The sequence below is a fragment of the Acinetobacter sp. 226 genome (genome assembly GCF_048147925.1).
GTDB classification, from domain to species: Bacteria; Pseudomonadota; Gammaproteobacteria; order Pseudomonadales; family Moraxellaceae; genus Acinetobacter; species Acinetobacter pecorum.
Genome location: NZ_JAYWYX010000025.1, coordinates 42,880 through 49,797, shown reverse-complemented (window position 1 = coordinate 49,797; position 6,918 = coordinate 42,880). Strand labels below are relative to the sequence as shown.

The 6,918-nt window shown below is 41.9% G+C and carries 5 protein-coding genes; 1 reads left to right on the top strand and 4 read right to left on the bottom strand.

The annotated features are described in order from the left end of the window. Positions 1-484: 484 nt before the first annotated feature. Positions 485-754, bottom strand: a complete 270-nt coding sequence (locus VXP95_RS12280; RefSeq protein WP_416712119.1) for a hypothetical protein — start codon at positions 752-754, stop codon at positions 485-487. A 485-nt stretch (positions 755-1,239) separates the two neighbouring features. Next, positions 1,240-2,454 carry a tyrosine--tRNA ligase gene (tyrS, locus tag VXP95_RS12275; protein WP_044112806.1) on the bottom strand — a complete coding sequence of 405 codons (1,215 nt, stop codon included), beginning with the start codon at positions 2,452-2,454 and terminating at the stop codon, positions 1,240-1,242. Positions 2,455-2,534: 80 nt separating this feature from the next. Here tyrS and VXP95_RS12270 point away from each other — a divergent pair, with 80 nt between their 5' ends. Then, entirely contained in the window at positions 2,535-3,662 is a 1,128-nt protein-coding gene (locus VXP95_RS12270) for an anhydro-N-acetylmuramic acid kinase (RefSeq protein WP_005094877.1), read from the top strand. Between the two features lie 121 nt (positions 3,663-3,783). Here VXP95_RS12270 and VXP95_RS12265 read toward each other — a convergent pair whose 3' ends face one another. Together VXP95_RS12265 and VXP95_RS12260 are read right to left on the bottom strand one after the other, a co-directional pair. Next, entirely contained in the window at positions 3,784-5,076 is a 1,293-nt protein-coding gene (locus tag VXP95_RS12265) for a lytic murein transglycosylase (RefSeq protein WP_064095277.1), read from the bottom strand. A 705-nt stretch (positions 5,077-5,781) separates the two neighbouring features. Further along, on the bottom strand, positions 5,782-6,903 hold the full coding sequence (locus tag VXP95_RS12260; protein WP_416682138.1) for a 5-(carboxyamino)imidazole ribonucleotide synthase: 1,122 nt from the start codon (positions 6,901-6,903) through the stop codon (positions 5,782-5,784). Between the last annotated feature and the right edge of the window lie 15 nt (positions 6,904-6,918).

The window sequence follows — 6,918 nt, the reverse complement described above, 5'->3', positions numbered from 1 at the left end:
GGTGCATTCTAGAGGATTTCAGAATCATTGCAACCCCCAATTCACTATATTTTTCACGCATGTATCTTTTTTCTACAAAATTCATTAAAAAATCGTTTTTTTATCTAAATTTTGAGCATTTTTCTGCATTAAAAGCTGTACTCAGTGCAATTTTCTTTAATACCGCCAATCTCATTAAGACCTCATAGCTATCAAAAATGTATAAATTTCAAAAAAATGCCTAAACTTCAATCGGACGTTAAGTTTTCCACACCCTATATCCAGAACTTTCTAAAATTTCCTTATATCTATTTATATCTTTTTCTGTTTTCTAACTGGCTTATTAGACAAATAAAGGTAGAAAGCAAAATTTACTACTTTTTCTATGATCTTTTTTTACTAGTAAATTTTTAAAAGCACAAATATAGGCCTGATCCTTCCTTGTTCCAGATCAGTTCTAAAATTTCATTAAAGATATTTAAAGATAAAAAGGGATTAAAGTAGATTAATTCGTCTTTGATGAACTACGATCTTTTATCCAATGCTGCATCACTTCCTGAATAACCTCTTTTTTACCGTTATAGTCTTCAGCAGCGAATAATAATTTAGCCCGATGCGGTAATCGTTCTTTGACTAAGGAAAAAAGCAGATAATGTGAGGCAAGATCTAATTGCTGGAATAAAGCACAAGCATAGTGAAAAGACTTTCGCTTTTGTTCAGAAACGTCATATTCAAATAAAAAACGTAAAATGAAATCAACATCTTCATCAAACATCTGTTCAGTCTGGTAGTGATACACCTTATTTACCTTTCTTTTTTATAAATGAAATGAGGTTTAAAAAAGGATAAAGCTAATTTTGACTTTATTTCATTTGTTGAATACCGAAAATCGCGCTTAGACCACAGCAATAAAAAAGGAAGAGATCTCTCCCAAAATCTCTCCCTTAGAATTGAATCTTTACCCGATCCACGATGTCATTATTATAGTTATTCACTTTAAAGCTTAAAAAGAGTCTCTTTGGAAGGAGACCTTATAAATTGTGGATTTACCTTATTATTACTACCCTCTAGATGTCTAAACAAATTCTCTAGATGAATAAATCCTATACATAATATTCCCGAAAAGCAAGCAATTTGGAAAAAATTACCTATTGTTTTCATAGGGTTTTTTTTGAAGTTACTTATTCGATTTATGAATATAGGACATCAATAAAAAAGCAGGCCGAAGCCTGCTTTTATTTCAACAACTTAGCTCTAAATTTAGTCAACAAAAGTCACTTTAGCGATGGATTTTTTACTCGCTTGAATAATCAAAGTCACGTTCTCTTTCACAGAAAAAGAGGCATCAACTGGTTTCCAGTCTACTTTTACCGCACCACGACCTAAAGCATCTTTGGCTTGTGCTGCATTTTTAGTTAAACCTGCTTCACGTAAAATTGAAGTAATAAAGATTTCGCCACCGAATTCAGCACGTGAAATGGTCACTTCAGGCGTACCTTCAGGCAATTCACCTTCAGTAATGATATTACCTGCACCTTTATGTGCATTGGCAGCCGCTTCAGCACCATGGAAACGCTCGACCAGCTCTAACGCGAGAATCTTTTTGACTTCTTGCGGATTACGACCTTCTGCCACTTCTTTTAATAGTTGCTGAATTTCTTCAATTGACTTGAAACTTAACAGGTCAAAATAACGCTCGATCAGAGAATCCGGCATTGAAAGCACTTTTTGGTACATCGCACCTGGTGCATCAAATACACCAATATAGTTACCTAAAGACTTGGACATCTTGTTGACGCCATCCAGACCTTCAAGAATTGGCACAGTAATACAGACTTGTGGTTCCTGATCATAACGACCTTGAAGCGTACGACCCATCAACAGGTTAAAAGTCTGGTCTGTACCACCCAGCTCTACGTCTGCTTCCAGTGCGATCGAGTCATAACCCTGAACCAATGGATACAAGAATTCATGAATCGCGATTGGCTGATGATTGTTATAGCGCTTGGTAAAGTCATCACGCTCAAGCATACGTGCAACCGTTTGCTGAGATGCCAGTTGAATCAGATCAGCAGCAGTTTTTTGAGCAAACCATTCCGAGTTGAACACCACTTTGGTTTTGTTTGGATCAAGAATCTTAAATACCTGTTCTTGATAAGTTTTAGCATTTTCTAAAACTTGTTCACGTGATAATGGTGGACGTGTCGCGCTTTTACCGGTTGGATCACCGATCATCGCAGTATAGTCACCGATCAGGAAGTACACCTCATGACCCAAGTCTTGGAATACTTTTAACTTATTAATGAGAACCGTATGACCCAGGTGTAAGTCAGGCGCAGTCGGGTCAAAACCCGCTTTAATTTTTAATGGGCGATTCTGTTTTAATTTCTTGAGAAGGTCTTCTTCAGAAATAATTTCGTGGGTGCCTCGTTGAATGAGGGCAAGTTGTTCTTCAGCCGGCAGGAAATTTGACATCACAAAATCCAATACATCAGTTACTCAATTTGTGCGATATACTAACACTTTTTCAGCATATTGCAGGCTTAAGAATAACCATGACAGCGATCTATATTGGGGTAATGACCGGCACGAGCATGGATGGTGTCGATATTGTTGCTGCTTCTTTTGATCCACTCCAGCTTCATGCCACACTCACTTTGGCATTTGATCCCGACCTTCGGGATGAGCTGATGGCACTAACCTTGCCAGATGACAATGAAATTGACCGCATGGGTAAGGCCGATGTTGCACTGGCACAAATGATTGGTCATGGTATTAATGCGCTGATTGAAAAAAATAACCTGGATAAATCCAGAATTAAGGCGATTGGCTCGCATGGCCAGACTATCCGGCATCGTCCTGAACATGGTTTTACCCTGCAAATTGGTGACCCGAATATCATTACTGAAATTACCCAGATTCCGGTAATTTCAGATTTCCGTCGTCGTGATCTGGCGGCAGGTGGTCAGGGAGCGCCTTTAGTTCCGGCATTTCATCAGGATATTTTCCAGCATGACAGCATTCACCGGGTCATTTTAAATCTGGGCGGTATTGCCAATGTCAGCCTGCTGCCTGCCGGCAAGCCTGAAGAGGTGTATGGTTTTGATACCGGACCGGCCAATATCTTGATGGATGCCTGGTGTTCCCGTTATACCGGTCAGCCTTTTGATGAAAATGGCAACTGGGCAGCCTATGGCACCCCGATTCGCAGTTTGCTTGATCGCTTGCAGTCACACGAATTCTTCTCCAAAGAACCTCCGAAAAGTACCGGTCGTGAAGATTTCAACTTGGAATGGCTGGATGAACAGATTGCTGACTGGCGCAATGACCTGCAATACGATGAACTGGAAGACACTCCAGAAAATGTACAGGCGACTTTATTAAAGCTCACCACTCGTGCCATTAAAAAAGCCATTTACCGCTCCGGCATGGATACCGGACAGGTTTTTGTTTGCGGTGGTGGTGCCTACAACTCACATTTACTGGAGCAGTTGCGCTGGCGCCTGCGCAAACATGAATGGAGCGTACAGACTACCGCCGATCTAGGCCTCAGTCCGACCTGGGTAGAAGCTACTGCCTTTGCCTGGCTGGCCATGCGTTTTATGAATCAGCTAAATGGCAACCTGCCTGCAGTCACTGGTGCCGCTGGCTATCGCGTTCTCGGCACCATTACTGCTGTTTAAATTCAGCGAATTACTATTATCTTGCATGGCTATGCTACACAGCTACTCAAAATAGCTACTCAAAAACAGTCGTCAAAAAAGGTTTGCAAAAATGCAGACCTTTTTCAGTTTTCAATATTCTTTATTGCATCATACGTTTGGCATTTTCATTTCTAAAAGCACGCAAAATCTGCTGACCGGCACGCCCTGTCGGACTCAAGCCCAAACGCTGCTGTTCCTGACGAATCGCCTGACGGGTTTTATCTCCAATCAGGCCATCCACCGCACCAATGTCATAGCCACGATTCAATAAAAATTGCTGGATCTCACGACGTTCTGCACGCGAAGTTCCCGGATCATCAGTAGGCCATGTGGCCATAAACGAGCCTTTACCTTGCAGGCGATCGGATAAATGTGCAATCGCCAAGGCATAACTTTCTGCCGCGTTATAGCTATAAATGGCATCAAAGTTTTTAAAGACCAGGAACACCGGGCCATTCGGCCCCGCAGGCGCAAGTAATCCGGCTTGAGAGGATTGTGATAAATTTCCTTGAATTAAAGGCGAACCGTCGGCACGCACCACCCCCTGATTAAGCCAGTTACTCAAGGATTTTTTATTACGACGGCCTTCACCAGAAACCGACATGCCTTGCGGAATCTTGACTTCAAAACCCCAAGGCTGGCCGCTCTGCCAGCCTCGCTTGCTTAAAAAATTTGCCGTCGACGCCAGCGCATCAGGAATGCTTGAAACCAGATCACGTCGGCCATCACCATCAAAATCAACTGCAAGTTCATCATAAGTCGATGGCATAAACTGGGTATGACCAAATGCGCCTGCCCATGAGCCACGCAGCTGCTCTTCACGCACATCACCACGCTGCAGCAGTTTCATGGTGGTAAAGAACTCACCACGGAAATAACTTTGACGACGACCTTCACAGCTCAAGGTACCCAAAGCCTGCAATAAAGGGTAACGACCCGAAATATCACCGAAATTACTTTCTACTCCCCATACCGCCACGATGGTTTCTGCAGGCACCCCATAAACGGCACTAATACGGTTTAACACTTCACGATGCTGCTGCAGTTTTTGCCGGCCCAGTTGGACACGCTCTTCATCAACCAAACCTGACAAATAATCCCAGATCGGTGTTGAAAACTCAGGCTGATAGTTCAGGCGCTCGATCACAGAATAATCGGGTGTTAAATTTTGGGTATAGCGATCATAAGTTGACCCACTTACTCCTTGGGCAACTGCCTGACTGCGTAAATTGGCAAGACAGTTCTGAAAATTATTTTGGGATGCATAATTTGGACTACTTGAACTAGCAGGCAAATTAGTCGGTGTGACACGCTGGCCATTAATAATAAGTTCTGCCTGTGCCTGAGTGACAGCCAAAACCACAGAACCAACAAAAAGTGCAAGCCGTTGCATAAGACCCCTGAATATTTAGATTTCGAATTATGTTTTTACCTTAGCAGCTCATGATGAAAATTAAAGCGCCAATACGTAAATTTAAATTCATAATTTCTACACTTTTGAATTCATTTTGTAGTTTTAAATTTAAATATTTATCCACAGGTTGTTTTTTAAATTCAAAATGTGCGCGGTTTTGAATTTAAAGTTATAACTTGAGTCCAATTTTATGAATTTAAAAATTAATTGTGGATAACTTAAGTTGATAATAGAGTGCTTTAAACCGTCAGAGCTTCTGGCTGACACGATGCTGGTTTTAAATTCATTAAAATGACGAGCCAGTTTTAAATTCAGAAACTTTGAATTTATTTATTGGATTTTAAATTTGAATTCATACTTTTAAATTTAAAAGTACAGATTTGAATTCAAAGTTGTTTTAAATTTGAATTTATTTTTATGAATTTAAATTCAAACCCATATCCTAGTTTTAAATTCAAATATTGATTCAGGCTTATCCATAATTGAATAGTACACAATCCCGCGCAAAATCGGCTTGAATGAGATGATGATATTTATAATCAATTGACCGGTTTATAATCAATTCATCCACAAAATGATCCGACCAATGGCAGGTATTTTTGAAGAGGCGCAATCATGCCTGAAAGCAGGCAAATAAAAAAGCGATCACAGTAGTGATCGCTTTTTTTATCAGCAGGTTACAACTTAGATGGTCATATCTTCGCTCAATGCCAATGGATTCGGTAAAATTTTCGCCAGTTGACGGCAAAGTATAGACAATTGCGTACTGTCATTTGGCATCAGGGTAATATGACCAATCTTGCGGCCTTCGCGCTCTGACTTGTTGTAAAGATGCAAATGCGCACCTTCTAATGCCAGTACATCTTCAGACTTTGGATACTGCCCAATGATGTTCACCAAGACAGTTGGACGGATCACTTCAGTTGAACCTAAAGGTAAACCTGCCACTGCACGTACATGATTCTCAAACTGTGAACATACGGCGCCTTCAATCGACCAGTGCCCCGAGTTATGCACGCGTGGCGCCATCTCGTTGGCATATAAGCCTTTGTCTGTCACAAACAGCTCAAGGGTCAGCACACCAACATAGTTCAGATGATTCAGCAGGCGAGTGATGTAGTCCTGCGCCACAGGCTGCAAATCTGCACTGTGTGGTGCAGGCACAATCGAATGCGACAGGATCCCGTTATGATGATGGTTTTCTGCCAAAGGCCAGGTTTTGACATCGCCATTCTGGCCACGTACTGCAATGATTGAGACTTCACGTGAGAAAGTTACAAAACTTTCAGCAATCAGTTCACCCGCAGGACCCAATTCTGCCCAGGCCTGATCCATCTGGTCTGCCGAACGTAAAACGAATTGGCCTTTGCCATCATAACCGCCACGCGAGGTTTTCAGTACGATCGGCAAGCCCAGTTCCGCTACAGCTGTTTTTAAACTTTCCAGTGAAGTGACCGCTTTATACGGTGCAACCGGAATAGCCAGTTCATCAAACAAGGCTTTTTCAGACAGACGATGCTGTGCAATCGCCAAAGCCTGACGTGGCGGATGCAGTTGCTTGCTTTGCGTCAGTACGTCAACATCTGCAAGGGGCGTGTTTTCAAACTCCAAGCTAAATACATCTGCACTGTTAATAAAGTCTTGCAGACCATTTTCAGCCTGGCTCGAAATCACCGGACCCAAAGCAGCAGAAGGGCAGTCTGTGCTGGCTTCAAAAAATGTACATTGAATATTTAATGGAAGTGCCGCTTGCGCCATCATACGACCCAGCTGACCGCCACCAAAAATACCGATGGTTTTATCCATAATCTGTATCTCGAC

What these genes read in the sequence shown, in the direction of transcription:
- VXP95_RS12260 (WP_416682138.1), bottom strand. Translation starts at nt 6,903, where the DNA reads ATGGATAAAACCATCGGTATTTTTGGTGGCGGTCAGCTGGGTCGTATG.
- VXP95_RS12270 (WP_005094877.1), top strand. Translation starts at nt 2,535, where the DNA reads ATGACAGCGATCTATATTGGGGTAATGACCGGCACGAGCATGGATGGT.
- VXP95_RS12280 (WP_416712119.1), bottom strand. Translation starts at nt 754, where the DNA reads ATGTTTGATGAAGATGTTGATTTCATTTTACGTTTTTTATTTGAATAT.
- VXP95_RS12265 (WP_064095277.1), bottom strand. Translation starts at nt 5,076, where the DNA reads ATGCAACGGCTTGCACTTTTTGTTGGTTCTGTGGTTTTGGCTGTCACT.
- tyrS (WP_044112806.1), bottom strand. Translation starts at nt 2,454, where the DNA reads ATGTCAAATTTCCTGCCGGCTGAAGAACAACTTGCCCTCATTCAACGA.